A 26,752-nucleotide genomic window follows, 5' to 3' on the forward strand; every position below is an offset into this window, starting at 1 on the left:
TGACCGTTGAGCGAGGGGACCATTCGCGCGCGTTGCGAGCGAAGGGACCACTCGTGCGGATCGCGGGTGGGCGAAGGGACCGTTCGCTCGGCTAGTAATCGAGCGAGGGGACCGCTCGCAGATACGCAGATACGCAGACGACAGGCGAGCGAAAGAACCAGCCCACCCAACCCACCCCAAAAACCCACCCCTCACTCCACAAACCGCGACCAAAACTCCACCACCCGACCCCCTCCCTCAGGTTCCTCCCCCAACGCCGCACCCCCGAACTCATGCCTCAAATACCCCCGCAAATCCCACCCGTACACCACCACATCCGTCTGATACACCGACAACACCGGATACCCCACCCCACCCGGCACCCCCGGCAAATATCGATGCCCGCAGACCGGCACCAGCTGTGGCACCCCCGCCAGATGACGGCGCGCCACCGCCAACGCATTGGACAAAACCCGAGGTCGCCCACCCCACTCCGGGAGCCACAGGTCGTTGTTCTCGACGTCGTACAACACCCCGTCAACCGGCCAGTCCAACCGTTTACGCAGCTGATCAGGGTCCCCATGGAGCCAGTCCGGCCACCGCTGCCCCACCGGCACCCCCGCCGTGAGAAACACGCGATGATCCGCAGAAAAACTGAACCCGAACTGCTCCTCGACATCGTCGAGCTCGGCGGGCGTCAACCCTGGCCGCAGGGGCTCGCCGAGGTCTTGCTGCAGGGTGCGGGCCTCCTCCACGGTAAGGGCCGCCTGAACTCGTGACATGTCCGAAGCGTACGTAGGCCACGCCTGCGCCCGCGCGTCCTTTTTACCCGGCTTTGACCAGCATTACCCGACCGGGACTCCCTCGGCGGGGTGAGGTTCTTCTCCCAGGCCGTGGATATCGGAACACCTCGTGACCGGATGTAGTTCACTCGACTCGTGACTTCCTCACAGCAGGTTCGCGTGCGCGCACCCGAGCTCGCCGGCGATCTCTGGCTCAACACCGGCGGCCACCGGCTCTCGCTCGCCGGCCTGCGCGGGCGCGTCGTGCTCCTGGACTTCTGGACCAGCGGCTGCATCAACTGCCTGCACGTGCTCGACGAACTGCGTCCCCTCGAGCAAGAATTCGCAGACGTGCTGGTCACGGTGGGCGTCCACTCGCCGAAGTTCAGCCGCGAAGGCGAACGCAGCTCCATCGAGGCCGCGGTGCGCCGGTACGAGGTGCACCATCCGGTGGTCAACGATCCGGACATGGCGCTCTGGTCGCAGTACGCCGTACGGGCCTGGCCGACGCTCGTCGTCGTCGATCCCGAGGGGTACGTGGTGCACGTCGCGGCGGGGGAGGGCCACGGCGAAGCGCTACGCCGCGTGATCGCCGACCTGGTGGTCCGGCACGAGGCGAAGGGCACTCTCCGCCGCGGCGGGAATCCGTACGTGCCGGCCGAGGAACAGCGTTCCGAGCTGCGGTTCCCCAGCAAGGCCGTGGTCACCGCGGGCGGGCGGATCCTGGTCGCCGACACCGGGCACCACTCGATCGTCGAGTTCGCCTCCGACGGCGAGACCGTGATCCGCCGCTTCGGCAGTGGCGTCCGCGGTACCCAGGACGGGCCCTTCGACCTGGCGCAGTTCACCGAGCCATCGGGAATCGCCTTGCTGCCCAACGAAGTCGCGCAGCGGGCCGGGTACCACGCGGTCGTCGCCGACACCGCGGGACATCGCCTGCGCGGCCTCGACCTCAACACCGGCGAGGTGAAAACCGTCGCCGGCACCGGAAACCAGTGGCGCGACGGCACCGACACCGGCAAGGCGCCCGACATCGACCTCACCAGCCCATGGGACGTCACGTGGTGGGGGCCGGCCGGTGGCGTCGTCGTCGCGATGGCGGGAAACCACACGCTGAGCGTCTTCGACCCGGTGTCCGGCGACATCCGCCGGTTCGCCGGGACCACCGTCGAGGGCCTGCGCGACGGTGACGTGCACGAGGCGTTCTTCGCCCAGACCTCCGGGTTTGCCGTGGACGGCAAGAAACTCTGGTTCGCCGACGCGGAAACCTCGGCGCTGCGCTGGATCGAGCCGGACGGCGAGTCGTTCACCGTGCACACCGCGGTCGGCGCGGACCTCTTCACCTTCGGCCACGCCGACGGTCCCGCCGAGCAGGCGTTGCTGCAGCATCCGCTCGGCCTCGCCGTGCTGTCCGACGGCCGGATCGCCATCGCCGACACCTACAACGGCGCGATCCGCCGCTACGACCCGTTCACCCGCGACGTCACCACGCTCGCCACCGGGTTCGCCGAGCCGCAGGGCCTGGTGCGCCACGACGGCGAGCTGTACGTCGTCGAGTCCGCGGGCAACCGGCTGACCCCGCTCGGGGGCGACGGCCGGGCGACGACCATCGCGGGCGCGCGCCAAGCCGTCCAGCGGCCGCAGACTGTGCTTGCGCCTGGTGACGTGGAGTTTTCCGTCGTCTTCACCCCGCCGCCGGGCGAGAAGCTCGACGAGCGGTACGGCCCGTCCACGCGGCTGGAGATCACCGCGTCGCCACCAGAACTGCTCGCCGACGGCGCCGGGGTCGGCACGGATCTGGCGCGCCGGATCCGGTTCGCCGACGACGTGCTCGAGGGCGTCCTGCAGGTGGTGGCGCAGGCGGCCAGCTGCGACGACGGCGGCGAGCACCCGGCGTGCCGGATCACCCGGCAGGACTGGGGAGTTCCGGTGCGGTTCGAGAGCGGAGGGGGGCAGGCACTGAACCTCGTGATGGCGGGCGAGCCGAGGGGCGCGGCATCCGGTCAGTAGCATGGCGGGCGTGCCTGTGCCGCCGAAGCTCGAGATCCAGATGCTGCACGACCGCGTGCTCGTGCGGTTGTCGCAGGAGGAAGGTGAGCGCCGCAGCAGCGGCGGCATCGTGATCCCGGCCACCGCGCAGGTCGCGCGCAGGCTCGTCTGGGGTGATGTACTGGGTGTCGGCAACAGCGTGCGAAACGTCAAGCAGGGCGACCGGGTCCTCTTCAACCCCGAGGACCAGCTCGAGGTCGAGATCCAGGGCGAGGGCCACCTGGTGATGCGGGAACGCGACATCCACGCGGTGGCCACGGAACGGACCGAACACGGCACGGGGCTCTACCTGTAGCTCCCGTACCAAGGGAGGCAGGCGTTGCGTGACGAAGAGGCGGCGGTCTTCGCCGACGACCTGCTGAGCGAACCCGATCTCGCCACCGAGATCTTCGCGGTGGCCGACGCGCCGCCGCTGCCGGACACACGGTTCCGCCGGTTCCGCAAACGCGTCGGCCGTACGTTCATGATCGTCGGCTGCCTGCTCGGGCTTTTCGTGCTGCTGTACACCATCGACCTGATCACCAGCGCCGGCGACGTGCCGCGCGGGGTGCAGGTGGCCGGGGTCGACGTCGGCGGGCTGTCGTACGCGGAAGCCGAGGCCAAGCTGCACAGCGAGCTTCAGCCGCGGCTCACGCGGCCGGTCACCGTGCAGGCCGGTGACGTCACCTCGTCGCTGGTCCCCGCGCAGTCCGGCCTCGGCCTCGACTGGCCGGGCACGCTCGCTCAAGCCGGGCATCAGCCGTGGAGCCCGGTCACGCGGTTGCTGTCGTTCTTCAGCACGCGCGAAGTCGGCGTCGTCACCCGAAGCGACCAGCTGGACGTCGCCCGTGCGGTGCAACAACTGGCCACCCAACGGCTTAACCATCCGCTCACTGAGGGCAGTATCGGCTTCGTGCCGAAGGATCCGGACGGCGTCACGGCGTACGCAATCGAGCCGCGACAAGGTCAGGAGCTGGTCGACGTGCAGGCGGCCGTGCAAACCGTGGTCGCGGATTGGCTGTCGCCACGCGGGGTCACGCTGAAAATGGCTGTGACGCCACCGAAAACCAACTCCGGTGCCGTGCACTCGATGCTGGACAGCGTGGTCGCGCCTGCGGTGTCCGGTCCGGTCGTGCTGCACGGCGATGGCAAGGACGTGGTGTTGAAACCGGCGGCGATCGCGTCGTCGTTCCAGTTCCAGCCGCGCGACGGCGGCGGCCTCGACCTGCGGATCGACCAGCAGAAGCTGCGCGCGGCCGTCCAAGGGGAGCTGGCGGCCACGGAAACCGAAAGCCACGACGCGCAGATCACCTTCGATTCCGGCGTGCCGGCCGTGAAGCCGTCCGAGGATGGGCGAAAGATCAACTGGGGCAACACTTTCCAGAAGCTCACCGAGGCACTCGCGAAGCCGTACGGACGCGAACTGCCGGTGGCTTACGACGCCCAGCACCCGAAACTCACCACCGACGGCGCGAATGCGCTGGGGATCAAGGAAATCATCGGCGAGTACACGACCGGCGGGGTGAGCGGGCCGAACGTCGCGACGCTCGCCGGGCGCATTTCCGGCGTCGTGGTGAAGCCGGGAGAAACCTTCAGCCTCAACGTTTATCGCGGCGGCGGGTACGCGTCCGCACCGGTCGACGAGGACGGCACCGGTCCGGCGGTCACCGGCGGCGGGCTGTCCCAGCTGTCGTCCACTTTGTACAACGCGGCCTACCTCGCGGGCCTCGGCGACGGCGGCCACGCGGCGCACGAACACTACCTGGACCGCTACCCCGCAGGTCGCGACGCGATTGCCGTGGACAGCTCCGGCAACGCGGTCGACCTCAAGATCGCCGCCGGCGACCCGACCGGATTCGCGATCCAGGCGAGCGTGAGCGGTGGGTCGGTGACCGTGAAGATCTGGGGTACCAAGCATTTCCGGGTCGAGGGCCGGACCGGCGCGCCGACGAACGAGGTACCGCCGCCGGTGCAGTTCGCGCCAAGTGGCACGTGTCAGAGCTCGCCGGGCATGTCCGGGTTCACCGTCACCGACACGCGCGTGTTCTACGACCTCGCGAGCGGCAGCGAGGTCCGCGAAGAAAGCCGTACCACGACGTACTCGCCGCGGCCGATCGTCATTTGCTGAGCCGCGCCGGGGCTTTCGACCGCCACGATTCGGTGAGCAGTTCGCGCAGCTGCTGCGGGTCGACCTGGTCGAGGTGCACGAGGATCGCGCCGTGGCCGTCGTAATGCGGGGTGGTGAAGAAGGCCGGATCGCCGGACGCGAGCAGCGCGGCTTTCTCGTCGAGACCGCAGAACAGCACCAGACCGCCTTCGGCCTCGGTGCGCAGCCGCGCGTACCCCTTGCCGGCCACCTTGAGCGCGGGTGTGCGGTACCAGGTGGCCACCTCGGTTTCCGGCAGCTCCTCCTGCGCGAGCGCGATCACGTCTTCCCAGGTCATCGTCATGACCCCATCGTGCCTTGCCCGCTCCGCCTCGTCTTGGAGAAACGGGAGTCCGTGAAGGGAACCATCAGGCCAGCTGATTCCGTGATGGTTCCCTTCACGGACGTCTACGGGGTCGCGGTGATGCGATCCGCAGGCGGCGGCGCGATGCCGGGGTGCGCGCCGAGGTAGGCGATGAGCGCGTCCAGGTCGACCGGGCCACCCGCCAGGTCGGTGCCCTTGGTGAACTCGGTGAACCCGTCGCCGCCCGCGGCGAGGAAGTTGTTCACCGACACGCGGTACTTCGCCGCCGGGTCCACCGGCGTGCCGTTCACCGTGATGGCCGAAACGCGTGACCCGATCGGCGCAGCCGCCGAATACGTGTAGTGCAGCGTGTTCGAGATCTGCAGGATCTTGGTGCCACCCGCAGTCCACTGCTGTTCCAGCACGTTCTTCAGGTTGGCGCCGGTGAGCGTGATCGTCTGCATGATGTTCGCGAACGGCTGCACGGTGAACGCCTCGCCGTAGGTGACCACGCCGTCGCCCTCACCCGCGGTCGACGACTTGTACGTGAGGTCGGCGCGGATGCCGCCCGGGTTCGTCATCGCGATCACGGCGTTGTTGGACTTCGTCGCTTCCAGCTGGGCGTCGGCGATCACGTCGCCCAGCGGCGATTCGCCGGACGGGCCGCCGGCCGCGGGCAGGTCCGCGGTGATGGTCCCGACCTGCTTGTTCGCGATCGGCGCGGCTTTGGTCTTGGCCTCGTCGACGAGCTTCTGCACGGCCGGGTCCGGCGTGACGTCGCGCGTCACGATCTCGTTGTGCGCCTTGGTCTGTGCCCGCACCACATCGCGCGTACGCCGGTCGATCTTCAGGTCCACCACGGAAAGCAGCCGCCCGAACGAGGCGCCCTGGATGACCGGTCGCGGCTGTCCGGCCGGGTCGTTGACGACGCAGTTGTACTGCTGGTGGCTGTGCGCGGTGAAGATCGCGTCGACCCTCGGCGTGACGCCCTTCGCGATGGTCGCGGCAGCGCCGTTCGGCTTCACCTTGCAGTCGTCCGGGCCGCTCCCCGGCAGCGCTTCGTCACCCTGGTGCAGCAGTACGACCTGGGCTTTCACGCCGAACCGGTCCAGCATGTTCGCGGTCCGGTTGATGGCCTCGACCTCGTCCCCGAACTTGAGGCCCTTGATCGCCTCGGGGGTCACGACCGACGGCAGATCCTTGAGCGTCGCGCCGATGATGCCCACCGGGACACCGCCGGAGACCTGCACGCTGAACGGCAGCAGGGCAGGTACCCCATTGGTGAAGTACACGTTCGACCCGAGGAACGGGAAGTCCGCGCCGCCGAACTTGTCGCGGAACTGGCAGCCGTCGGCCGGATGGCAGCCACCGAACTGCATGCGCTGCAGCTCGCGGTACCCCTCGTCGAACTCGTGGTTGCCCACCACGGACGCCTTCACGCCGAGGTCGTTCAAGAATTCGATGGTCGGCTCGTCGTGGAACAGCGCCGAAATCACCGGTGACGCCCCGATGTTGTCGCCCGCGGACAGCACCATCGAGTTGCGCACCTGCGCCTCGAGCTGCTTGACGTGGGTGGCGACGTACGCCGCGCCGCCCGCGTTCACCGTGCTGCCGTCCGGGAGCGTGACCCGGCCGCCGGATCCGGACGGCGGTTCGAGATTGCCGTGCAGATCGTTCAGCGTGATGATCCGGACGTCGGTGGTCTGTGCCGCCTCGGCGGGTGCGCTCGTGACGGCCACGGTGGCCAGTGCGGCCGCGGCGGTGACCGCGAGCCGGGTGAAGAGCCTCATGTTTCCTCCGGTCTCGCACCCGTCGTCCCCTGGAACGGGTGCCCCGGCGGAGCAGTCTGCCGCGCGCGGGCGGTCCAGACCAGGGCAGAAGGCAGGATGGTGGGTGAATGTTTCTGTAACGTCCTTTTGTTCCGCGGCGATTTCCGGGCGGGTACCGAGAGGGGACGAATGGAAACGCAGCTCGTCGTGGTCGTGCTCGGCGTCGTCCTACTGGTGATTCTCGGGACCGTGTTCGCCGCGTGGCGCTCCGAACGGGACGAGGACCCGCCCTCGGGCGACAGCCGCTGACCGATCGGCCCGGCGCACCTCAGCCATCCGGCCGATGCCGGGTCCGCGGCGTCCGGCTCTTCGACCGAAGTGGTCGTGCAGCAAGATCCATAACGTTCTCCGCATGACGAACGCACAGGTCACCGCCCTGCAGTACGGGTTCATCGGGTTCCTCGCCATCTGGGCGACGATCCTGGTCCCGCAGCTGGTGCTTCAGCTCGCGAAGCACGGCCGCCTGCGGCTGCGCGGCTTCGTGGCCACGGCGGCGGTCGTCTTCTACGCGTGCATGGCGCTCGCAGTCGTATTCCTGCCGCTGCCCGGCCCGAACGGCAGGCGGCTCGAGCAGACGGTGCAGCTGCAGCCGTTCCAGTGGATCACTGACATCCACTCCGAGCTGGTGAAACACGGCCTCTCGATGACCGAATGGTTCAGCTCGCAGACGTTCCAGCAGGCCGCGATGAACGTGCTGCTGTTCGTCCCGCTGGGCTTCTTCGCCCGGACGCTGTGGCGCCGCGGCCTGGTCGGCGCGCTGGCGATCGGTGGATTGGTGTCACTGGCCGTCGAGATCACGCAGCTCACCGCGAACTTCGGAACCGCGCCGTTCGTCTACCGGATCTTCGACGTGGACGACCTCATGACCAACACCTTCGGCGCCGGCCTCGGCTGGCTGATCGGGGCCCTGCTGCTGGCGCTGCGGCCGGTCACTTCAACGCTCGACGTGCAGCCTGCCCGGAGCGAGCGGGTCGACCTCGCCAAGACGCGCTAGCCGCGCCCGCCGCTGAAGCGCAGCCCGCCGAGCCGCGCGGCGATCCTCGAGCACCACGATGAGCGAAGCGCCCGCGATCACCAGCGCGACGAGACCGAGAATGAGCCACAGCTGCACGAGCCCTCCTCACCGACGCCCTTGTGCGAGAGAGATCACACAGGCTACCGATCAGAGCGGCGGATTCGCTACCCCGCGTGCGGTGAACCAGTCCCGATCAGCGGTGAGCCAGCGGTCCGGCTCCGGTTGGTCGTTCGGTGGGGACGAAGTTTTCGCAGGTGAAGTGGTGCTGCCAGGTCCGGTCTCCGCGGGAGTAGTGGCCGTCAGCAGATTTCCTTGCCGATTCAGGTCTTTCAGGGCGATGGTTACGTCACCGAGCCGGTTCGTGCTTTCGGCGACGTTCTCGAACCACCCGGGCGGATGCCATTCGACGAGCACTTGCCCGCCTTCGGTGAGGCGTCCAGCATGCCGGGAAACTGAACGGATGCCGGTGAAACCGACCAAGGCCCAGCAGGCCGCCGCCCACGGGACGACCATCCCGGACGTGCTGGCACCCGGCCTGGACGTGCTGTTCTGCGGAATCAACCCGGGCCTGTACTCGGGAGCGCTCGGCCTGCACTTCGCCCGCCCGGGAAACCGCTTCTGGCCCGCGCTGCATGCGGGTGGCTTCACCGAGCGGGTCATGGACCCGAGTGAGCAGGAGGACCTGCTGGACCTGGGCTTGGGAATCACGAACGTCGTAGCGAGGACGACAGCCCGCGCGGACGAGCTGTCCGCCGCCGAACTGCGTGCCGGTGGCGAGATCCTGGTGCGGAAGGTGCTTGAGTATCGGCCGCGCTGGCTGGCGGTGGTGGGGATCACGGCGTACCGCACGGCTTTCGATGACCGACGTGCTGTTGTCGGGCGTCAGTCGCGGGTGATCGGGTCTTCGAAGGTGTGGGTACTGCCGAACCCGAGTGGGCTGAACGCCCACTGGACACCCGCCACGCTGGGGGAGGAATTCGCCCTGCTGAGGAGGGCAGTTCAGAGCGGCTGAAGGTTGTTCTCGGTGAGGAAGCGTTCCCACCTGTCCATACACCGCTTGGCAAGCACCAGTGCGTCTTCTGTTTGCACGATCTTGTGCTCGGTCCACGCGAAGGTGGCAGTGGTTCCATGCTCGGCGAACGAGATGCTCTGGATTCGTGCCGTGATGCCGCCGTTGCGAGTGTGGTGTTTGCTCGTGTTCGCAACGGCGCGGCAGATCCTCCAGCTCGGATCGTCCTTCGGCAGGTGCTCAACTTCGGTCTTCAACGCTTTGGTCGATGGATCCTGGCTTATCCAGTCACCCAAGTGCGTGCACGCGATGAAGAACGTCTCGATGACTCGTTTCACGCGGTCGACTTCCCGACGATTCGCCAGGGTCTCTTCGACATCGGCGAGTTGCTGCCGCACCAGGTGCCACTGCTCATACCAGGGCCGGGTCTCGGCAAAGGTGACGCCGAGTCCAGCTGAACCCGACTCCGCCGTAACCACGGCAGTCGGAGGCTGGACTGTCAACACCTGCCGCGCACTCCCGCAGGCAGCGCACGGCGCATCAGGCCCCGATGATTCCTCGCCGCAATCGCGGCACGTCCTCATCCCACGAGGCTACCGCGACGATGCCCGAAACCCTCCCCCGAACGAGCACCCTGAGTCACGAAGAAATTCACCTGAGCGGCTAAACCCTCAGTAGCGCCAACCAGTCAAAACCGCCATCCACTGGGCCGAATTCCCGCACCTCCACCCCACTTTTCTACGGAGAGTTTGCTGCGACCGCCCGTTACGGCCATGAGGGGGAAACCGCGTCACAAGGTGCTTCCGGTGGAGTCGAACCAGGGACAAGGTGTCGTTCCCGGCCGGTTCCGGCAGGGGGGACCGGGTGGCACGCCGAGGGGGTGTGCCGGTCACCGGGAGCGACCTCGAGGACGGAGGCCCGAGATGCGTGGCATCGAGCCCCACCGAATGCCCATGTCGGCCGGACAGCCGGCCGGCGGCCGTAGCCTGGGGGTGGCCGTCGTCGACCCCATTCCGATTTTCCGTGAGGGCATTGCCGCGATGGTGCATCGCACGCTCGGGCTGCATTGGTCCGGGCAGGCGGCGAGTCATCACGCCGCGATGCAGTTGTGCGAGCAGGTCCGGCCGGACGTCGTCATCCTCGACTCCGCGCTCGATCCGAACTGCCACCTCGCCAAGCTGCTCAACACCGGCGACCCCGCGCTCGTGCTGGTCACGCTCGTGCGGGACACCAATCGCACCCAGCAGTACCTCGCCGCCGCTATTGCCGCGGGGGCGCATGCGATCGTGCCGCGGGCGGTCGACTCGCGGCGGCTTGCCGAGGCGGTTCGCCGCGCGCACACCGATCGGCGCTACATCGATCCCGCGTTGTCGGCGCTCACCGCGCGGCCCAAGCGCGAACCGGCTCCCAGAGCCGCGCCCTCCGACCCGCATCTCGTGCACCCCAAGGCCGCCATGCCGCTTTCCCGCCGGGAGTACCAGGTCCTGCAGCTCGTTGCCGAAGGGCTGGAGAACTCGGCGATCGCGAAGCTCCTCTTCCTGTCCGTCGAAACCGTGCGGACCCACGTCAAGAGCATTCTCCGCAAGCTTTCCGCCCGCGATCGGACACACGCCGTGACCATCGCGTTCCGCAGCGGAATCCTGGTCCCCCAGCTCGACGACAGTGCCGGTCCCGCGGCCGCGCACGAGGTCGTGGCGCGCAGCACCCGGTGAGGCAGGTCCCCAGGTCGACGTCGTTGTCCCGGGCGAATCGCGACCCCTGACCGGGCGGATTCGCTTGCCCTGGTTACTCGTAGGTAATATCCTGATGTTACCGGCGAGTAAGGGAACCTGTGCCCGGCCGGAAAGCCGAACACGACACGGAGTGACGACATGGGCCACTACAAGAGCAACGTCCGAGACCTGGAGTTCAACCTCTTCGAGGTGCTCGGCGTGCAGGACCGGCTCGGCAACGGCGTGCTCGCCGAGTCGGACGAGGAGACCGCCCGCGGCGTGCTGTCCGAGCTGAACAACCTCGCCATCGGCCCGCTGGCCGAGTCCTACGCCGACGCGGACCGCAACCCGCCGGTGTACGACCCCAAGACGTTCAGCGTGACGATCCCCGAGTCGTTCAAGAAGAGCTACCGCGCCCTCGTCGACGGCGAGTGGTGGCGGCTGGGCCTCACCAACGAGCTGGGCGGCTTCGGCCTGCCCCCGACGGTGCAGTGGGCCGCCGCCGAGCTGATCCTCGGGGCGAACGCGCCGCTGTTCATGTACCTGGCGGGCCCGAACTTCGCCATGATCATGGACAAGAACGGCACCGAGGAGCAGAAGCGCTGGGCGCGGCTGATGATCGAGCGCGGCTGGGGCGCCACGATGGTGCTCACCGAGCCGGACGCCGGGTCGGACGTCGGCGCGGGCCGCACCAAGGCCGTCAAGCAGGAGGACGGTTCCTGGCACCTCGACGGCGTCAAGCGCTTCATCACGTCGGCCGAGAACGACATGGTCGAAAACATCATGCACCTGGTGCTCGCGCGGCCGGAGGGGCCCGGGATCGAGACGAAGCCGGGTACCAAGGGTCTTTCGCTTTTCCTCGTGCCGAAGTACCACTTCGACACGGAAACCGGCGAAGTCGGCGAGCGCAACGGCGCTTTCGTGACGAACATCGAGCACAAGATGGGCATCAAGGTGTCCACCACCTGCGAGCTCACCTTCGGCCAGCACGGCACGCCCGCCAAGGGCTGGCTGCTCGGCGAGGTGCACGACGGCATCGCGCAAATGTTCCAGGTCATCGAGTACGCGCGGATGATGGTCGGCACCAAGGCCATCGCCACGCTGTCCACCGGTTACCTCAACGCGCTCGAGTACGCCAAGGAGCGCGTGCAGGGCGCTGACCTGCCGAACATGCTCAACAAGGCCGCGCCGCGCGTCACCATCACGCACCACCCGGACGTACGCCGGTCGCTGATGCTGCAGAAGGCGTACGCCGAGGGTCTGCGCGCGATTTACCTGTACACGGCGTCGTTCCAGGACCAGCTGTGGACACAAGACGGCGACGAGGCGGCGCTGAAGCTGGCCCACGGCGTCAACGACCTGCTGCTGCCGATCGTCAAGGGCGTCGGGTCGGAGCGGGCCACCGAGCAGCTCGTGCAGTCGCTGCAGACGCTGGGCGGTTCCGGCTTCCTGCAGGACTACCCGATCGAGCAGTACATCCGCGACGCGAAGATCGACTCGCTGTACGAGGGCACCACGGCCATCCAGTCGATGGACTTCTTCTTCCGGAAGATCGTCCGCGACAAGGGCGCTTCGATTGCGTTCGTCGCCGGGGAGATCACGAAGTTCCTCGAAGCCGAATCCGCTCCCCGGCTCAAGAACGAGCGGGCGCTGCTCAAGCAGGCGCTCGAGGACACCCAGGGCATGCTCGGCGCGCTGATCGGGTACCTGACGTCGGCGCAGGAGGACCCGCAGAACATCAACAAGGCAGGTCAGCACACCGTGCGGCTGCTGATGTCGGTCGGTGACCTGCTGGTCGGCTGGAAGCTGTTGCAGGCGGCGGAGATCGCGCTGACCAAGCTGGACAACGGCGCGTCGGCCAAGGACAAGCCGTTCTACGAGGGCAAGCTCGCGGTCGCGTCGTTCTTCGCGAAGAGCGTGCTGCCCGAGCTCACCGCGCGCCGCGCCATCGTGGAAGCCGCGGACAACGCGCTCATGGACGTGGCCGAAGCCGCGTTCTGATCGTTCCCGGAATGTGCCCCCGGTCCGGTATGGACCGGGGGTTTTTCCGTATTTCGGCTGGCGGTGCCGTCGTCTGAGCGGTATGCCGGATCCGACGGGTTTGGCTCGCCGCGTGCCGGGTTACCCCCGGCCCGAGCCCAGCCCCTTCAGCAGAGGAGTTCGCGATGACGGTTTCCGGCATCATCAGCGCCGTCGTGATCGGCCTGATCCTCGGCCTGCTCGGCAAGCTCGTCGCGCCGGGGAAGCAGGCCATTCCCATCTGGCTCACGATCATCGTGGGCATCGTCGCGGCGTTCGTCGGCACCGCCATCGCGCGTGGCATCGGCTACGCCGACACCAAGGGCATCGACTGGCTCGAGATCATCACGCAGGTGGTGCTGGCCGCGATCGGCGTGACACTGGCCGCGAGCCTCTGGGGAAGGCGGCAGGTGAAGTCGTAGCCGCTCAGTCGTCGAGTTCGGGTTCGAGCAGGCTCATCAGGTACATATCGTGGTATTTGCCGTCGCTGCCGCGGAAACATTCGCGGTGGCGGCCGTCTTCCACGAATCCCGCTTTGCGGTACACGTGCCGAGCCCGCTCGTTCTCGGCGACGACCCACAGCGCGATGAGGTGCAGGCGCATCACGTTGAACCCGTAGCGGCACAGGAGTTTGAGCGCTTCGGTGCCGTACCCGCCGTCCCAGTGGCCGGTCTCGCCGATGTAGATGTCCAGCTCGGCGCGACCGTCCTCCGGGCGGGCGTCCCGCAGGTCGGTCACGCCGATGAGCTTGCCCTCGGCGACGGTTTCGATACCGAGCACGACCTCGCCGTAAGTGTTGGGTTTCCGTTCCTCACACCGTTTCCGCACCTGCGCGAGCGAACGCGGGTGGTCGTTGTTCATCCACCGGCCGACGTCCGGGTCGTGGATCCACCGGTACAGCGATTCGGCGTCCTCCGGTTCGAGCGCGCGCAACCGCACCAGCTTCCCCGTGAGCATCCGCTCCCCCTCATTCTCGTTTCAGCATCAGGAAATCCGTGACCCCGACGAGCCCGAGGAACTGGCGCACCCCGGGCGGCATCGGCCGGCGAGTCTCATCATGCACGAGTTCTGGATCATGCACGCGGTATTTACGGCCGCGCGTGATGATCTCCGCGCCCCCCGCCGCGAAGACGTTGCGCACCCAGTCCGTGTCGGGACCGTAGGTCAGCGCGACGACAAACCCGTCCGCCGAGCGGAAGATGTTGAGCGGCGTGCGGAACTCCTTCCCGGACCGCCGTCCGCGATGGATGAGCACCCCGAACCCGGGCAGCTTGTCGGCAACGGGCTTCGTGACCCGGTTCGTGACCACGCGGTTGAACCGGGCGATACGTTCTGGCAGCACCATGGAAGCAGCGTAATCCAACAGCTGTGGAATTTCCTGCCGAGAAGTTGTCGGGGTCGTCTGGTGTGATGTCGGGGTGACCGCATGGAATTCGTCCGGGCAGTGGCCGCTGAGGCAGCACCCGGAATCGACGGTGATCATCTCCCACGACCTGATCGACCACCCGGACCGGCTGGCCTTCGCCGTCCTCGGCGATGACGACGACTGGTTCATCAGCAACGGCGCGGAATTCTCCGACGACATGGAGGTGAACCGCCAGCTGTTCGGCGCATTGAGCCTACGCGAGGCGGTCGTTTTGTTACCCCATCTCGCAGCGCTGGCCGACGTCCCGTCCGGCATGGCCGCCGACTGGGACAGGCCTCGGGTGACTTGGCTGCTGAGCTCGGTGTCCGACTCGGATGATGTGGATTCCGACGTCGCGGTCCGCCAGGCGCGGGAGGCGGCGTGGACGTACTCCGGGTCGCCGATGGATGAAGTCCAGCTGAGCACGGCGTTGACGGAGATCGGCGCCGGCCCGGACGCGCCTTTCCGCGCGGTCCGCCAGGTGGTGCGCGAACTGGACGGGACCTGGCTGTTCGTCGGGTTCGAGGTCCCGGAGGCCTCGAATTTCGAAGTGGAGGGCTTGGAATTGGGTCACGTGGCCCGGCTGTATCCGGACGTGACAACGGTTCTGAAAGCGGCGCCGGGCCAGGTTTTCGACCGAGCGGAGCCGGGCGCGGTGTGGGAATTGGTGGAGGGGTGACTTCGAAGGCCGAACGACGTGCGGCTCGCGAGAAAGTGGCTGCCTATCACGAAGAACAACTTGGTGCGCTGATCAGGCGAGTAGCCGATGCGATCGAGCACCATCGCACCGGCCGGCTGGATGCATTCGAGGTCGACCAGGTCATCCACCACTACCAACGATCGGCTGGTGGACATTCTGCGGCGAATCCGGAGCGCAGGTCGAACACGCTGCCTTTCTGTTGGGGCAGATGGCAGAAGACGGAACAACGATCGACTGGTGGGAACGCGGCGAGCGTCGTCGGTAACTGTCACGCGCCGTCTTCGCCCGTTATTCGGAAAGGCCGATCAGCAGCGCGGATCGCCGCCCATTCGCCAGTTGATGACCTCGGGCCGGTCGAAGCTGCCGCACACCACCGACTGGGTGCCGCCGTCAAAAATGGTATAGACATTGTCCGGAGTGGTCTTCACGGTATTGCCGGACTTGAACTCCACGGCGAAATTCTTGCCGACCGGACCTTGAATGGTGTCCGAACACCCGCTCGACACAGCATTGGTGGACGGCCCATTGGGAATGAAGGCCCGAACGGTGAAGTCCCCACCGGCAACCTTGCAGACCTGAAGCCCCTGATCACCGGCCGGCGCCGCATTTGCGGTACCGGCAGCCCCGATAACGGACAATGCACCGATGGCCAGTCCGGCGCCGAGCATTTTCGCGAATCGCGTGGAATAGACTCGTGACATCATCGGCGGTACCTTCGATTTCTCGAATAGCAGGTAATGTTTCTGTCACGCCGACCGTACGCGTCACACCATTGTCTCGCCGGGCGCACAGGACATCTTGCCCGTTCAGGTTGTCGCGGATGCACGATAACGCCTTGGGTAAAAGACCGGGTTGTGGGCAATCAAACCAGGGTATTCGGCTTTGGGAACCAGCGGTGCGGGCGGAAGTGTTTCTCCGACCTGCGGTCGAGCAGGTAGCGGAGCCTTGGCGGCCGGAGCACCTCACCCGCGTGGCTGCCGTCGGAGGGCGAGGGCGGTTTGACGAATCCGCGTCCGGAGGCCATCGAGCTGCCGGTTGACGTCATCGACGTCGCTGAGGGTGACTCGGTGCCCGTTGAGGGGATGGATGAGCAGGTCGTTGAAGCTGCCCATGCCGCCGTATGCACCCAGGACTCGGGTGAGGCAATGCGCATCGCTGTTGGCGATATCGGTCCTTACGGCACTGGCCCATCGCGTCCAGTGTTGCTCGTCGACGCGCTCGAAGAGTACGAGCAATGCATCGATGTCGGCGGCCAGTTCGCCGATGGGGTCGGATGCCATGGACTTACGGTGGCATGGAAGCCAGGCAAGTCAACGGTCCCACGGCGTGAAGAAAGAACGCGGAAATACAGTCGTCGACCGATGTCCATAATATCCAGGAGGGTTACTTCCCTGCCGGGAAAGCCCGGTCTGAACAGTGCAAGCAATTCTGAGAGCGGATGACGGGAATCGAACCCGCGTATTCAGCTTGGGAAGCTGATGTTCTACCATTGAACTACATCCGCAACGCGAAGCTCAGCATACACAACCCCGCCGTCCCCCTGTCCACTGGGGCGCGCCTTGACGCCTCCGCCAGCAAGTGACAACACTTGTTGTCGAACCAAGGGTGCCGCAGGAGGTGTGTGATGGACGACCCCGTGTTGTTCAGGCAAGGCGGATTCCGGCTGGCTGCCCGCAGGCAAGGCCGCCGGGCCGATGAGGCGCAGGTCGCGCGGCTCCGGGAGTTTGCGCAGCGGCAGGACGACCTCGCCGATGCCGTCGTCGACTGGTTGCACACAACCGCAGGCGACCAAGCCCAACTCGACCAAGCCCTCGCCGGAGCGAAGGACATCCCGCCGCAGCTCCAACCCTTCATCCGCCACGTCGAAGCCACCCCCTACTGGGTCGACCCCGAACGCCTCGACCGCGGCGCCCGGGCCATCACCCGCGCCGGGCTGCTCGGCCTCTTTCCCCTCGGCGACATGTCCCTGATGGGCGGTTACCTCGCCTCCCGCGCGACGAAATCCCTGGTCGGCACCGGCGAGATCGAGTACCGCGCCACCCGGCGGCTCGTCGAGACCGCCACCTGGTGGATCGACGTCACCACCCCGGGCGCGATGGTCCGTCACGGCACCGGTTACCAGGCTGCCCTCCGGATCCGGCTCGTGCACGCGCACGTCCGGCGCGCGATGAACAACCGGCCCGACTGGGATTACGCGCGCTGGGACCGGCCGATCAACCAGGTCCAGACGGTCGGCACCCTGCTCCTGTTTTCCCTGGTCTACGTCTTCGGCACGCAGCTTCTCGGCCTCCGCTACTCGGCCCGCGAGAAGGCCGACATCCTGCACCTCTGGCGCTACATCGGCTGGCTGATGGGCGTCGCCGAGGAGCTGCTGCCCGCCGACGAGGACGACGCCTGGCGCCTGTTGTGGCTGCTCGCCGCCACCGAGTTCATCCCGGACGACGATTCGAAACGCCTGGCTCGCGCGCTCGTCGAGAGCCACACGGCGATCGGCGAAGGGCGTGGGGCGGCCGGGAAGGTGCTGGCGCAGGTCAACGTCCGGGTGCATGCCGCGATCAGCCGGCTCGTGCTCGGCCGCGACAACGCCGACTTCCTCGAACTTCCCGACGACCCGGTCGTGCAGGCTGCCGTGCTCGCGGCGGCCGGGGTCAACTATGCGGCCGAGACGGTGCGGCAGTTCGTGCCCGGCGCGACCGCGGTGCAGGAGGCGCTCGGCGCGTTCGGCAGGCGCCGTTACCTGCAGCGGATGAACTCGGTGTTCGGCCGGGCAGCCTGAACCGCGCCCGCGGCGTCGTTCCCGATAGGCTGCATCCGTGCTGCTCAGTGACCGTGACCTCCGCAAAGAGCTCGACGCCGGCCGTCTCGGCATCGACCCCTTCGACCCTGCGATGGTCCAGCCGTCCAGCATCGACGTCCGGCTCGACCGCTTTTTCCGGGTCTTCGACAACAGCAAGTACACCCACATCGACCCGCAGCTGCAGCAGGACGAGCTGACGTCGCTGGTCGAGAAGGAGGGTGACGAGCCGTTCGTGCTGCACCCGGGCGAGTTCGTGCTCGGGTCAACGTTCGAGCTGGTCGGGCTTGCCGACGACCTGGCAGGCCGGCTCGAGGGCAAGTCGTCGCTCGGCAGGCTCGGGCTGCTCACGCACTCCACCGCGGGCTTCATCGACCCCGGATTTTCCGGGCACATCACGCTCGAGCTGTCGAACGTCGCGAACCTGCCGATCACGCTGTGGCCGGGGATGAAGATCGGCCAGCTGTGCATTTTCCGGCTGTCCAGCTCGGCGGAGTTCCCGTACGGCTCGAGCGAGGCCGGGTCCCGCTACCAGGGACAACGCGGGCCGACGCCGAGCCGCGCGTACAAGAACTTCCACCGCGTCGACACCTGGCGCTAGACCGGGGAGACCGCGACCGGCGCCGCCCAGTCGATGCGGTGCTCCCACATGAAGCGGTTCGGGTCGTCGCCGGACGGTTTGCGCAGGGCGCGCGTCATGAAGAAGTCCCGGATGACGCGTCCGACCGGGCCCGGCGCCTTGGCGTCGCCGTTGCGTTTTCCTTGCGCCACCACGGCTTCCACGCGTTCGCGGCGCAGTGTCTCGAACGCCGTCAGTGCGGCCGCCGGGTCGGACACGTCGCGCAGGCACTTCGCCATCGTCACCGCATCCTCGATTGCCATCGAAGCTCCCTGACCTGCAGCCGGTGACGTCGCGTGCGCCGCGTCGCCGATCAGGCCGATCCGGCCGCGGTGCCACACCGGGACGGTCGGGAAGTCGTACGTCGCCCACGGTTCGTAAATGGTCTCGGTCGCTTCGACGATCTCGGCCGCGCGGGCGCGGTCGCTGCGGACCAGGTCGAGCAGCCGCGGCCGCCAGCCGGGGCCGCGCATGGTGGCGAGGTCGGATTCGGTCGGTTCGGCGGCGTGCGGGACGTTCGCGAACCACCAGATCGCACCGTCGGGCGCGATGACGTGCGCGAAGAAAACCTTGTGGCCGAACACCATGTGCAACACGCCGGGTTCGTCGTCGAGCTTCAAACCGCGCGTGAACCCGCCGGTGTTGAGCAGCGGCACGTATCTCGGTGCGGGTGCGGACGGGTCGATGATCCGGCGGACGGCCGACCGCAGGCCGTCGGCGCCGATCAGCAGGTCACCGTCGGTTTTGGTGCGGTCGGCGAACGTCGCGGTGACCCCGGACGACGTCTGCGTGGCGCCCGTCAGCCGCTTGCCGAACTCCGTGTGCACGCCGCGTCTCGCCGCCTCGTCCCGTAGCGCGACGTACAGGTCCGAGCGCAGGACGGTCTGGCTCACCGTGCCGTCCGGCAGCGGCCCGCCGAGCGGGAACTCGGTGAGCCGGCGGCCGTTGCCGAGCCCGAGCGTCATCCGCGGGGTATCGAATCCCAGGCTCTTGACCAGCGGTTTCAACCCTAGTGGCGTGAGTGCGTCGAGGCCGTTGACGGCCAGGGTCAGGAACGCGCCGACGCCCTCCGCGCTGCGGTCGTACGCCTCGTACAGCACCGGTTCGTGGCCGACTTCGTGCAGCGCGATGGCCGTGATCGCTCCCGCGATGCCCCCGCCTGCGATCAGGACTCGTGCCATGGTTCGACTCCTCGAATATCTTGGAAAGTAATTCGTTCTATCGAACTAAATAGTCCGCTAGACTCCCCGGCCATGTCAAGCGAACGCGAGGAACTGGTCGCTGAGCTGCTGCTCGGGTCGCGGGTGCTGTCCACCGAGACGGTCATGTTCCACACCGCCATCGCCGAGCAGCGGGGGCTCTCGACGATCGAGAGCAAGGTGACGGACTACCTCGCCCGGATCGGCCCGCTCACCCCGAAGGAGCTCGCCGAGTACGCCGGACTCGCGCCCGCGTCGATCACCGCGATGGTCGACCGGCTCGAGCGCAAGGGGATCGTCAGCCGGGTGCCGCATCCGGACGATCGGCGCAAAATTCTCGTCCAGGTCGATCCGTCGGGGGTCGCACAGGCTGCTCCGCTGTGGGACTACACCGTCGCGGCGATGCACGAACTGGCCGCCGAGTACTCCGACGAGCAACTCCATACGGTGATCGGGTTCATTCGCCGGGCGGCCGCGATCACCCACGAGTCAACCGTGCGCCTCACCGGTCGCTCAGCGGAGTGAGGTAACCCCACTGCCGGGTAGGAAATCGTCGCGGTGTCACCGGTTGGTGGGAAACTCGCGACCATGGTCTCGGCCGGGAAACGTCTGCTCGTGGTACTCGGCCTGATGGTCAGTCTGCTGCCCCCGATTGCGCATGCGGACAACGTCAAGGCATTCACGCAAAATGCGCACGAAGAGGTGTACGGCGATTTCCGCTATGCGGGTAATAGCGTCGTCCGGTGCGCGGAGGCGGAATGCAGCGGACCCGGGTCTGAGCTGCGATGGTCCGATGTGGACTCGGATGCCGGTACGTTCGATTCCTCGCGCGCCCAGGTCACCGTGCCGCCGGGCGCGAAAGTCTCGTACGCCCGGTTGAGCTGGGGCGGCTCGACCTTGCCGGACTGCTCACGACCGGCTGGCTCACCCTCCCAGCAGGTGCGGTTTTCCGTCGGCTCCTCCTCGGTTGACGTTGCGCCTGCTTCCTTCGCGGCAGACGCGGATTTCTACTCGGCTGGCGCTGATGTCACGTCCGCCTTCGCGGGGGTCGCGACGGGCCGTCCGATGGATCTGACGGCCGCGAACGTCTGGACAGCGGTCGGCCGCGGGTGTACAGGCGGCTGGTCGGTTGCTTTGATCTACGCCTATCCGCAACGGAATCCGCAGTATGCCCCGGAAAAACGCGCGGTTTACGTGTTTGACGGACCTGGTTCCTTGGCAACCATCTCCGGTTTCCGCGCGGCGTCCCCGAAAGCCCGAGTGGGTGTCACCCGATACGGCTGGGGCTCGGATGCTTTCCTTCTCGACGACCATTCCGTTCCCGGCCGCGCGGCGCCGCTGGGCGTCAGTGCGTCGACGTTCGAGGCGGTACCCGCTGGTTCTCGACTGGCCTTTCCCGGTGCGGTCGCCCGGAATGTGGCCTTCTCGGTACCGGTGCAAGACCTGCAGGTGACCACAACTGCCGACCCACACCGCGTCCATCCGGGCGACCAGGTCACCTTCACTGTGCGGGTGACAAACCCCACTGAGGCTGACTTGTCCGATGTGGACGTTGCCGATCAGCAATTTCCCCAGTGCGGCAAGAAGATCGGCACTTTGGCGGGTGGTGCAACATCGACTTATTCGTGTGCTGCCGCAGCTCCGGACAAGGCTTTCACGCAGACGGTGACTGTCACCGGGCATTCGTCCGGCGGCAAGCTTGCGGCATCGGCGAGTAGCCGGGTGGACGTCCTCCACCCGGCAGTAGCGGTGCGCCAGGAGGCGGACAAACGCGCCTACCGCACCGGCGACCAGGCAACGTTCACCCTCACGACCACCAACACCGGCGACGTCCCACTACACGACGTGACGGTGTCGGATGAAGCAGTCCCCGCGTGCGCCCGCACGATCGGGACTCTCGCACCGGGCCAGTCCGTGGTGGGGACGTGTACGGCGAAGGTTCCGCTACCGGGGGGAGGTTCTGCTCCGGCGACGTCGGGTGCACCGGATCGCGGGGCTACTGACGGAGTGGCTTCTCCGTCGGTGTTTGGGAGTGGCGCAGGCTCTTCCCCGTCGGTGAGCGAGTCTCCTGGCCAGGGCACGGCTTCTGCGTCGCCTGGGCGAAGTGCTGGTGATCGCAGCCCTTCGCCAGGGGTGCCCGCGAGTGGGTCGGCCGATGCTTCCCCTCCGTCGCCGCCGACCACAGCGGTTGACGGCAGCGATTCATCTCGTGCGCCTGCGAGTGCGGCGGTTGGCCGCAGTGCCGTTTCTTCCGCAGATCCCGCGAGTGCGGCGTTTGGCGGTAGTGCCGTTTCTCCTCCTGTGCCTGCGAGTGCTGCGCTTGACCGCAGCGCCGTTTCTTCCCCAGCGTCCGCGAGCACCCCTGCCAATCCCAGCACCGTTGTGTCCGCGAAGCCTGCCCCCTACGCGCTTGCCGGGGCGGGAGCGACCGTGCGTGGGACCGATCCTCTCGGCAAGGTCGTCTCCGCGACTGCCGACGTGAAGGTCCCCCTCATCGCGCCCGCCTTGTCGGTCACGAAGACCGCCGCGCCGCCGGTTGTGCATGGCGGGGACCAGGTCACCTGGAATGTCACCGTGCGTAATACCGGGGACAGCCCCCTCGAAGCGGTCACCGTCACCGACGACGCGACACCTGCCTGTTCCCGCGCGTTCGGCGTGCTCGCGCCCGGAGCCGAGCACACCCACTCGTGCACCGCGAATCCCTCCCTCACCACCACGGACACCGTCACCGCGACCGGCACCGACCTTTCCGGCCAGCCGGTCACCGCCAAGTCCTCGGCCACCGTCACGGTGATCCACCCGGCCCTCGCCGTCACCGCGAAGGCCAATCCTGCGGTCGTGCGCGAGGGGGACCGAGTCACCTTCATTGTCACGGTGCGTAACGCTGGCGACGTGCCGCTCGACGACGTCGCGGTAGCTGACGACACCGTTCCCGGCTGCGTTCGCAAGTTCGGCACCTTGGCGCCGAACGACGTCCAGACCTATCAATGCGAACAGTTAGCGCCGCCGGATGACGTCACTAATACCGTGGTCGCGACTGGCAAGGATCAACTCGGTCGGGCACAGCGCGTGACGGCCGACGCCCGGGTCGACGTGGTTCATCCGGCGCTCGCGGTCACCGCCGTTGCCGCACCCGCGCAGGTGCGTGAAGGGGATCAGGTGACGTTCACGGTCACTGTGCGCAACAGTGGTGATGCCGAAATCCATGACGTCGCTGTGGCGGACGACCTGGTGCCGGGGTGCGCGCGGAACCTGGGAACCATTGCGGTACAAGGGAAACAGGAATTCACTTGTACGACGGTGGCGGGGAAGAATGGGTTCGCGAGCAACATTGCAGTGAAGGGCACCGACCCGACTGGGCGGTCAGTCGCGGCGAACGCGAGTGCGGCGTTCACCGTGCAGCATCCAGCGGTGAGTCTGACGGCGACAGTCCAAGGTGGACCGTTCCGTGAGCGCGACAGCGTGCCAGTAAAGGTGGTCGTGGCGAACACGGGCGACGTTCCGCTTTCCGGACTGGCGGTGACGAGCATCGCTCGCGCGGAAGGCTGTGCGCAGCAACATGATTCGCTCGTACCTGGTACAAAGTGGACGTTCGACTGCACGACGACCGCGCCAGGTGACGACGTGACCCAGGCTCTGCAGGTCAGCGCCAAACCGCCGGTCGGGCCGCCGGTGGGTGCGGCGGCTGAGGCGGCGATCGATGTCATCCATCCGGCGGTCACGATCACGCAGAGTGCGGTGCCGACGGTTGTGAGACCCGGCGAGCCTGCGACGTTCACGATGACCGTGACCAACGTCGGAGACGTCGAGCTCCACGACACAGCGATCGCCGACCCATTGGTACCAGAATGCGCGAAACGGCTAGGAACCGTTGCCCCGCAAGCAAAACAGACCTACACCTGCACGCACCCGGCGGCCGATGACGTCACCAGCAAGGCGACAGTGACCGCTACCGATCCGTCCGGTCGGCCGGTCACGGCGGCGTCCAGTGCACAGGTCGACGTGATCCATCCGGCCGTGGCGATCACTCAGACCGTCGCGCCCGCTCAGGTGCGCGAAGGGGACCAAGTCACCTTTACCGTCACGGTGCGCAACAGTGGAGACGTTCCGCTCACCAAGGCGTCCATTGTGGACGAACGAACGGCTGCCTGTGCGCGCGACTTCCCTGCTTTGGCGGTCGGTGCGGAGCAGAAATACAGCTGTACCGCGCAGGCTGGCCACGACGGCTACACCAACACCGTCAAGGTCAGCGCGACAGACCCACTCGGGGGGCCGGTGACGGCGTCCGCTGACGCCGCGTACACGGTGGTCCATCCGGGGCTGGCGTTGACGAAGACCGTGCACGGTGGTCCCTTTCGCGCCGGTGACCCGGTCACGTTCACCCTCACGGTCACCAACACCGGCGATGTTCCGGTGACCGCCGTGAAGGTGACGGACGACGGATCGTGCGCGAAGACGTTCGACACCCTCGCGCCAAGCGGGAAGGAAACCTACGACTGCACCGTGCCCGCTCCCGCCGACGATGCGGTCAGCACTGCGCGCGTCACCGCCACGCCACCGGCTGGGCCGCAGCTGACGGCGTCCGCCGAGGCGAAGATCGACGTGATCCACCCGGCCCTCACGGTCCGGACGAACGCGAGCCCGGCCGTCGCGCGAGTTGGCGACGAACTCACTGTGACGGTCGTCGTCACCAATACCGGGGACGTGCCACTCACTGGGGTCAGCAGTAAGGATCCGGGCTGTGTCAAGGCTTTTGACCGTCTTGAAGCCGGTGCCGCGCTGACCTATCAGTGCATGGTGAAGGCCGCGCCCGACGACTTCACGATCACCTCCGTGCTCACCGGCAATGATCCGACGAACCGTTCGGTGACCGCGTCCGGGTCGGCGAAGGTGGACGTGATCCACCCGCAGATCGCGATCATGAAGGACGTCGAGCCGTACGAGGTTCGGCAGGGGGAAAAGGTGACGTTCTCCTTGCTGGTCAAGAACATCGGCGATGTGCCGCTGGCCGGAGTGTCCGTTGTGGACGATCGGACGCCGGCGTGTGCACACCAGGTTCCGGCGCTCGCCCCGGACGCCGAGGAGACCTACCAGTGCACGACGATCGCTGGTGCGTCCGGCTTCACGAACACCGCGAAGGTGACCGGCACCGACCCGACGCAGCGGACAGTCGATGCGTCCGCGCAGGCCACTTTTGTGGTCAAGAAGCCGGGGTTGACGGTCACCAAGAGTGCTGCCGGTGGGCCGTTTCGTGCTGGTGACCCGGTGCCGTTCGAGGTCGTGCTCACCAATGCCGGTGATCAGAAGTTGCGCGACGTACACGTGTCCGACGTGCGTGCCCCCGAGTGCACGCGCACGTTCGCGGAGCTGCCGATCGGCGGAATCCAGCGGTACCCGTGCATCGCGACGGCTGGCGACGATGCCTCCCCGGCGACTGTTACCGCCGCGCCGCCATGGGGACCGCCGATCACCGCCGCGGCCAGGGCGGATTTCGTCGTAATCCACCCCGCGATGGAGTTGCGCCGCGACCATTTGCAACAACCGATCCGCCCGGGCGACCCGGTGACGTACCTGAGCACGCTCCGCAATATCGGTGACGCGCCACTGCACGAGGTGACCGTTCGCGACGCCGAGCCGGCTTGCTCGTTCACACTGCGTACCCTCGCGCCGGGGGAGCAGGTCACCCGAGCGTGCACGCTCACTGCCCGCGCGGACACGACCACGTCGACAACGGCGAGTGCCATCGACCAGACCGGCCACCCCGTCACGAACGGGACCACCACAACCACCGACGTCACCGGCCCCGGACTCACGGTAACCACGGTGGGACCGCCTCAGCCGGTAGTGGCAGGACGCGCCACGCCCGTGACCGCAACGGTGACCAACACCGGCGACGTTCCGCTGACCGACGTGCGCGCGGTTGGCCCAGGTTGCGCGAGTGCCCCGGTGGATTTGGCCCCCGGAGCGTCGGCGCCGGGGTTGACGTGCGCGATCACGGCACCAGGCAAGGTGACCGCAACGGGCCGAATCGCCCCGGGAGCCAAGGAAGTGCTCGACGGCGGAAGCGAAACGGCCGGGGTGGGTGAGGGCGAGGCGAACGGGGGCTCGCACGGTCTGAGTGGGGCAGCCGGAGTGGGTGAGCGCCGCGGGGACGGCGGTTTGCAGGGTTCGGGTGGGGCGCCCGGGGTGGGCAACGGCAAGGTGGACGGCGATTTGCAAGGTTCGAGTGGGGCGCCCGGGGTGGGCAACGGCAAGGTGGACGGCGATTTGCAAGGTTCGAGTGGGGCGCCCGGGGTGGGCAACGGCAAGGTAGACGGCGGTTCGCAAGGCTCGCGCGGGGCTACCGAGGTGGGCGAAAGCAGGGTGCCTGCCGGTTCGCAAAGCTTGAGCGGAACAGCCACGGGCCAGAGCGAGGCAGACGCCGATCCGCAACACTCCGGCAAGGTTCCCGCTCCCAGCCGCCAAGACGCATCCGGAGTTGTGGCCGCCGAGGCGCCCGTCCGTCCGATGACCACGGTTCCTGGTGTGGCCCTCGTCGAGCGGGCGGATTCCGTTGCGGCGCCGGAAAATCCGGTGACGTTCGTCGTGACTGCGGTCAATACCGGGACCGCCGAGCTCTCCGTCGCTGGGCATCGGCTGTTGCCTGGGGAGCGGTGGGAGTGGACTCGGACTGCCATCGCACCTCAGGAGGGGCAGGTCACTGACGCTGTCGCTGTGAACGTCGAGCCGCTGGTGATCGGCGTCGATCCGTTTACGGCTCGGGCGGCGGCGACGGTCCGGGTCGGGGCAGGCGTCGACAACACAGACGACAACACAGCCGACAACACCGCCGAACCAATGCCGGACACGGACCTCGACCTCGGAACAGCTGGTCTCGCCGCCCTCGCCCTCATGGGATCTGGCGCTTTGCTGCTGCGCGTGACCCGGAGGCCTGCCGGGCACTAGTCGAACCACTACGGGCAGCGCTGGGCCATTTGGAGGTAACGGCCGTAATCAGTTCGTGATAGTTTTCGCGACCGTGTCCCCCATTGGTGATCGAGTTCGCGTAGTCATTGTGACTCTCAGTGTGCTCGCGGGTGGGGCTGCGGCCGCTGGAGGGACGCTCGCCCTGCATCGGCCCGCCGACCGGGCCACTCTGAGTGTTCCGGCTACTGGGCCGCTCGGCGGGGCGTCGTCGGTTACCGAGGCGCTGGCGATGCCGCCTGTGTCCAG

23 protein-coding genes and 1 tRNA gene are annotated in these 26,752 nt (G+C 67.3%); 13 read left to right on the forward strand and 11 right to left on the reverse strand.

Going from position 1 to position 26,752, the window contains the following annotated elements; genetic code table 11:
• Window positions 1-191 precede the first annotated feature (191 nt).
• Window positions 192-761, reverse strand: coding sequence for a hypothetical protein (locus OO71_RS12720; RefSeq protein WP_033289956.1), 570 nt, complete (start codon window positions 759-761; stop codon window positions 192-194).
• Between the two features lie 180 nt (window positions 762-941).
• Between OO71_RS12720 and OO71_RS12725 the strand changes: the two genes are divergently transcribed.
• From OO71_RS12725 to OO71_RS12735, 3 genes are read left to right on the forward strand one after another with little or no spacing between them, the layout of a single operon-like run.
• A complete protein-coding gene (locus tag OO71_RS12725) occupies window positions 942-2,771 on the forward strand; it encodes a thioredoxin-like domain-containing protein (protein WP_033289957.1) in 1,830 nt (609 codons plus the stop codon).
• A gap of 1 nt (window position 2,772) precedes the next feature.
• On the forward strand, window positions 2,773-3,105 hold the full coding sequence (locus tag OO71_RS12730) for a GroES family chaperonin (protein ID WP_033289958.1): 333 nt from the start codon (window positions 2,773-2,775) through the stop codon (window positions 3,103-3,105).
• A gap of 24 nt (window positions 3,106-3,129) precedes the next feature.
• Window positions 3,130-4,917 carry a VanW family protein gene (locus tag OO71_RS12735; protein ID WP_033289959.1) on the forward strand — a complete coding sequence of 596 codons (1,788 nt, stop codon included), beginning with the start codon at window positions 3,130-3,132 and terminating at the stop codon, window positions 4,915-4,917.
• Here OO71_RS12735 and OO71_RS12740 read toward each other — a convergent pair.
• A complete protein-coding gene (locus OO71_RS12740) occupies window positions 4,907-5,239 on the reverse strand; it encodes an MmcQ/YjbR family DNA-binding protein (RefSeq protein WP_033289960.1) in 333 nt (110 codons plus the stop codon). The genes OO71_RS12735 and OO71_RS12740 overlap by 11 nt on opposite strands.
• A 104-nt stretch (window positions 5,240-5,343) precedes the next feature.
• The gene (locus OO71_RS12745) at window positions 5,344-7,029 is read right to left on the reverse strand and encodes a bifunctional metallophosphatase/5'-nucleotidase (protein WP_033289961.1); all 1,686 of its coding nucleotides are present in this window, start codon (window positions 7,027-7,029) and stop codon (window positions 5,344-5,346) included.
• 391 nt (window positions 7,030-7,420) lie between these two features.
• Here OO71_RS12745 and OO71_RS12750 point away from each other — a divergent pair, with 391 nt between their 5' ends.
• Window positions 7,421-8,062, forward strand: coding sequence for a VanZ family protein (locus tag OO71_RS12750; RefSeq protein ID WP_033289962.1), 642 nt, complete (start codon window positions 7,421-7,423; stop codon window positions 8,060-8,062).
• Here OO71_RS12750 and OO71_RS51260 read toward each other — a convergent pair.
• The gene (locus OO71_RS51260) at window positions 8,003-8,179 is read right to left on the reverse strand and encodes a hypothetical protein (protein ID WP_169776530.1); all 177 of its coding nucleotides are present in this window, start codon (window positions 8,177-8,179) and stop codon (window positions 8,003-8,005) included. The two genes, OO71_RS12750 and OO71_RS51260, sit on opposite strands and share 60 nt — an antisense overlap.
• Before the next feature lie 364 nt (window positions 8,180-8,543).
• Between OO71_RS51260 and mug the strand changes: the two genes are divergently transcribed.
• On the forward strand, window positions 8,544-9,095 hold the full coding sequence (gene mug, locus OO71_RS12760) for a G/U mismatch-specific DNA glycosylase (protein WP_033289963.1): 552 nt from the start codon (window positions 8,544-8,546) through the stop codon (window positions 9,093-9,095).
• On the opposite strand, the gene OO71_RS12765 is transcribed toward mug, so the two are convergent.
• Window positions 9,083-9,571, reverse strand: coding sequence for a hypothetical protein (locus OO71_RS12765; RefSeq protein WP_033289964.1), 489 nt, complete (start codon window positions 9,569-9,571; stop codon window positions 9,083-9,085). The two genes, mug and OO71_RS12765, sit on opposite strands and share 13 nt — an antisense overlap.
• A gap of 444 nt (window positions 9,572-10,015) precedes the next feature.
• On the opposite strand from OO71_RS12765, the gene OO71_RS12770 reads away from it, so the two are divergent.
• The 3 genes from OO71_RS12770 (at window position 10,016) to OO71_RS12780 (ending at window position 13,245) form a co-directional block, all read left to right on the forward strand.
• Complete coding sequence (locus OO71_RS12770) at window positions 10,016-10,804, forward strand: response regulator transcription factor (protein WP_051791507.1); 789 nt, start codon at window positions 10,016-10,018, stop codon at window positions 10,802-10,804.
• A 159-nt stretch (window positions 10,805-10,963) separates the two neighbouring features.
• A complete protein-coding gene (locus OO71_RS12775; protein ID WP_033289965.1) occupies window positions 10,964-12,805 on the forward strand; it encodes an acyl-CoA dehydrogenase in 1,842 nt (613 codons plus the stop codon).
• Between the two features lie 164 nt (window positions 12,806-12,969).
• Window positions 12,970-13,245, forward strand: a complete 276-nt coding sequence (locus OO71_RS12780) for a GlsB/YeaQ/YmgE family stress response membrane protein (protein WP_033289966.1) — start codon at window positions 12,970-12,972, stop codon at window positions 13,243-13,245.
• 4 nt (window positions 13,246-13,249) lie between these two features.
• Here OO71_RS12780 and OO71_RS12785 read toward each other — a convergent pair whose 3' ends face one another.
• Both OO71_RS12785 and OO71_RS12790 read right to left on the reverse strand, forming a co-directional pair.
• Window positions 13,250-13,780: a GNAT family N-acetyltransferase gene (locus tag OO71_RS12785; RefSeq protein ID WP_033289967.1), complete on the reverse strand. Its 531-nt coding sequence runs from the start codon at window positions 13,778-13,780 to the stop codon at window positions 13,250-13,252.
• Window positions 13,781-13,790: 10 nt separating this feature from the next.
• Window positions 13,791-14,168 carry a nitroreductase family deazaflavin-dependent oxidoreductase gene (locus OO71_RS12790; protein ID WP_033289968.1) on the reverse strand — a complete coding sequence of 126 codons (378 nt, stop codon included), beginning with the start codon at window positions 14,166-14,168 and terminating at the stop codon, window positions 13,791-13,793.
• A 130-nt stretch (window positions 14,169-14,298) separates the two neighbouring features.
• Between OO71_RS12790 and OO71_RS12795 the strand changes: the two genes are divergently transcribed.
• A complete protein-coding gene (locus tag OO71_RS12795; RefSeq protein WP_245633652.1) occupies window positions 14,299-14,907 on the forward strand; it encodes a hypothetical protein in 609 nt (202 codons plus the stop codon).
• Window positions 14,908-15,233: 326 nt separating this feature from the next.
• Here OO71_RS12795 and OO71_RS12800 read toward each other — a convergent pair whose 3' ends face one another.
• From OO71_RS12800 to OO71_RS12810, 3 genes are all read right to left on the reverse strand, one after another.
• Window positions 15,234-15,632 carry a MucBP domain-containing protein gene (locus OO71_RS12800; protein ID WP_033289970.1) on the reverse strand — a complete coding sequence of 133 codons (399 nt, stop codon included), beginning with the start codon at window positions 15,630-15,632 and terminating at the stop codon, window positions 15,234-15,236.
• A 258-nt stretch (window positions 15,633-15,890) separates the two neighbouring features.
• Window positions 15,891-16,208, reverse strand: coding sequence for a DUF6966 domain-containing protein (locus OO71_RS12805; protein WP_033289971.1), 318 nt, complete (start codon window positions 16,206-16,208; stop codon window positions 15,891-15,893).
• Between the two features lie 153 nt (window positions 16,209-16,361).
• Window positions 16,362-16,432 (reverse strand) — tRNA-Gly (locus OO71_RS12810).
• 120 nt (window positions 16,433-16,552) lie between these two features.
• Here OO71_RS12810 and OO71_RS12815 point away from each other — a divergent pair.
• Together OO71_RS12815 and dcd are read left to right on the forward strand one after the other, a co-directional pair.
• Window positions 16,553-17,704 carry an oxygenase MpaB family protein gene (locus tag OO71_RS12815; protein ID WP_033289972.1) on the forward strand — a complete coding sequence of 384 codons (1,152 nt, stop codon included), beginning with the start codon at window positions 16,553-16,555 and terminating at the stop codon, window positions 17,702-17,704.
• A 37-nt stretch (window positions 17,705-17,741) separates the two neighbouring features.
• A complete protein-coding gene (gene dcd / locus OO71_RS12820; RefSeq protein WP_033289973.1) occupies window positions 17,742-18,323 on the forward strand; it encodes a dCTP deaminase in 582 nt (193 codons plus the stop codon).
• Here dcd and OO71_RS12825 read toward each other — a convergent pair.
• Window positions 18,320-19,522, reverse strand: a complete 1,203-nt coding sequence (locus OO71_RS12825; protein WP_033289974.1) for an FAD-dependent oxidoreductase — start codon at window positions 19,520-19,522, stop codon at window positions 18,320-18,322. The two genes, dcd and OO71_RS12825, sit on opposite strands and share 4 nt — an antisense overlap.
• 72 nt (window positions 19,523-19,594) lie before the next feature.
• Here OO71_RS12825 and OO71_RS12830 point away from each other — a divergent pair, with 72 nt between their 5' ends.
• Window positions 19,595-20,065, forward strand: a complete 471-nt coding sequence (locus OO71_RS12830; RefSeq protein WP_033289975.1) for a MarR family winged helix-turn-helix transcriptional regulator — start codon at window positions 19,595-19,597, stop codon at window positions 20,063-20,065.
• A 63-nt stretch (window positions 20,066-20,128) separates the two neighbouring features.
• The gene (locus OO71_RS47330) at window positions 20,129-26,485 is read left to right on the forward strand and encodes a DUF7507 domain-containing protein (protein WP_084144913.1); all 6,357 of its coding nucleotides are present in this window, start codon (window positions 20,129-20,131) and stop codon (window positions 26,483-26,485) included.
• The last annotated feature ends 267 nt before the right edge of the window (window positions 26,486-26,752 follow it).

Origin of the sequence: Amycolatopsis jejuensis (assembly GCF_000717335.1) — a bacterium.
Taxonomy (GTDB): domain Bacteria; phylum Actinomycetota; class Actinomycetes; order Mycobacteriales; family Pseudonocardiaceae; genus Amycolatopsis; species Amycolatopsis jejuensis.

Coding starts and splice junctions, on each gene's coding strand:
- OO71_RS12720 (WP_033289956.1), bottom strand. CDS start 761: ATGTCACGAGTTCAGGCGGCCCTTACCGTGGAGGAGGCCCGCACCCTG.
- OO71_RS12730 (WP_033289958.1), top strand. CDS start 2,773: ATGGCGGGCGTGCCTGTGCCGCCGAAGCTCGAGATCCAGATGCTGCAC.
- OO71_RS12740 (WP_033289960.1), bottom strand. CDS start 5,239: ATGACGATGACCTGGGAAGACGTGATCGCGCTCGCGCAGGAGGAGCTG.
- OO71_RS12745 (WP_033289961.1), bottom strand. CDS start 7,029: ATGAGGCTCTTCACCCGGCTCGCGGTCACCGCCGCGGCCGCACTGGCC.
- OO71_RS12750 (WP_033289962.1), top strand. CDS start 7,421: ATGACGAACGCACAGGTCACCGCCCTGCAGTACGGGTTCATCGGGTTC.
- mug (WP_033289963.1), top strand. CDS start 8,544: ATGCCGGTGAAACCGACCAAGGCCCAGCAGGCCGCCGCCCACGGGACG.
- OO71_RS12770 (WP_051791507.1), top strand. CDS start 10,016: ATGCGTGGCATCGAGCCCCACCGAATGCCCATGTCGGCCGGACAGCCG.
- OO71_RS12775 (WP_033289965.1), top strand. CDS start 10,964: ATGGGCCACTACAAGAGCAACGTCCGAGACCTGGAGTTCAACCTCTTC.
- OO71_RS12780 (WP_033289966.1), top strand. CDS start 12,970: ATGACGGTTTCCGGCATCATCAGCGCCGTCGTGATCGGCCTGATCCTC.
- OO71_RS12785 (WP_033289967.1), bottom strand. CDS start 13,780: ATGCTCACGGGGAAGCTGGTGCGGTTGCGCGCGCTCGAACCGGAGGAC.
- OO71_RS12790 (WP_033289968.1), bottom strand. CDS start 14,168: ATGGTGCTGCCAGAACGTATCGCCCGGTTCAACCGCGTGGTCACGAAC.
- OO71_RS12800 (WP_033289970.1), bottom strand. CDS start 15,632: ATGATGTCACGAGTCTATTCCACGCGATTCGCGAAAATGCTCGGCGCC.
- OO71_RS12805 (WP_033289971.1), bottom strand. CDS start 16,208: ATGGCATCCGACCCCATCGGCGAACTGGCCGCCGACATCGATGCATTG.
- OO71_RS12815 (WP_033289972.1), top strand. CDS start 16,553: ATGGACGACCCCGTGTTGTTCAGGCAAGGCGGATTCCGGCTGGCTGCC.
- OO71_RS12825 (WP_033289974.1), bottom strand. CDS start 19,522: ATGGCACGAGTCCTGATCGCAGGCGGGGGCATCGCGGGAGCGATCACG.
- OO71_RS12830 (WP_033289975.1), top strand. CDS start 19,595: ATGTCAAGCGAACGCGAGGAACTGGTCGCTGAGCTGCTGCTCGGGTCG.
- OO71_RS47330 (WP_084144913.1), top strand. CDS start 20,129: ATGGTCTCGGCCGGGAAACGTCTGCTCGTGGTACTCGGCCTGATGGTC.